Below are 1,084 nucleotides of genomic sequence, written 5' to 3'. Positions count from 1 at the left end.
AGAACAAGCGTACCAAACCGGAAAAAATGGAACTGAAAAAGTACGATCCGGTTGTACGTCAGCACGTTATCTACAAAGAAGCTAAAATCAAATAATTTTCGCTTTCTTGTAATGAAAACCCCGCCCCGGCGGGGTTTTTTATTGCCATTATTCAGGCAAAACACCTTCAAAACTTATCATATATCCCTCTTTTAATTATTAACTCAAAATCAATTAACTTAATGAATATAAAGGTTTTTCTTGTCTTGCTTGTATAGTCTGTCTATTCTTCCGGTACAGAAAATCAGCGACAGGGATTGTTATGGCCTCTTTTATTCCAGATGTTTCATTTATCGATAACAGCGAACAGCGTACACCGTTAATTTTGGTCCTCGATTGTTCAGGCAGCATGCAGGGCCAGCCCATCGCCCAACTGAATCAGGGGCTACAGCTGCTGGAGGAAGAGCTTAAGCAGGATGTCATCGCCGCTAAGCGCGTTCGCCTGCTGGTGATTAAATACGGCGGCTATGATGAATGCGAGCTGTATGGCGACTGGTGTGATGCGATGGACTTCATCGCCCCCGAGCTTGAGGCCAGTGGCCTGACGCCCACCGGGCAGGCTGTTAGCCTGGCGCTGGGCGAAATTGAAGCGGAAAAACAGCGCCTGAAAGCGGCTGGCGTCCCCTATACCCGACCATGGCTGTTTTTAATGTCGGATGGCGAGCCCACCGACAACTGGCAGGCGGCAGCGCAGGCGTGCCGTGATGCGCAGGCGGCAAATAAAGTCGCTGTGTTTCCGATTAGCGTAGGACACGAAGCAACTGAGTCGATGGGGCAGTTCAGTCGTAGCGGCATTAACGGCGTGAAGCAGCTGAAGGGATTGCAGTTCCGCGAGCTGTTCCTCTGGCTCAGCGCCAGTATGCAGGTGGTGTCGCAGTCGACACCGGGCGGTAAAGCACAGCTACCGCCGACGGATAGCTGGTCCGAAATTTCGGTCTGATACGATGAACTGGCGCGTATACGCAGCGTCGGTCATGGGTAGCAGCCACCGACAAAATCAACTTCCCTGCCAGGATGCCTTTTGCTATCGCCAGCTGGGCGAACG

2 protein-coding genes are annotated in these 1,084 nt (G+C 51.3%); both read left to right on the top strand.

The annotated features are described in order from the left end of the window. On the top strand, nt 1-95 hold a 95-nt coding region (rpmG, locus tag CWM53_RS11020), incomplete at its 5' end, for a 50S ribosomal protein L33 (RefSeq protein ID WP_100750793.1). Nucleotides 96-301: 206 nt separating this feature from the next. After that, nucleotides 302-979, top strand: a complete 678-nt coding sequence (locus CWM53_RS11015; RefSeq protein WP_061152950.1) for a vWA domain-containing protein — start codon at nt 302-304, stop codon at nt 977-979. Nucleotides 980-1,084: the final 105 nt, after the last annotated feature.

Source organism: Klebsiella sp. A-Nf5 (assembly GCF_002810545.1).
Taxonomy (GTDB): Bacteria; Pseudomonadota; Gammaproteobacteria; order Enterobacterales; family Enterobacteriaceae; genus Klebsiella; species Klebsiella variicola.
Note: the sequence above shows the minus strand (reverse complement) of the source record. Positions and strands in the feature narration are given on the sequence as shown.

Excerpts from the sequence above, each read along its gene's own strand:
- CWM53_RS11015 (WP_061152950.1), top strand. The coding sequence starts at position 302 with ATGGCCTCTTTTATTCCAGATGTTTCATTTATCGATAACAGCGAACAG.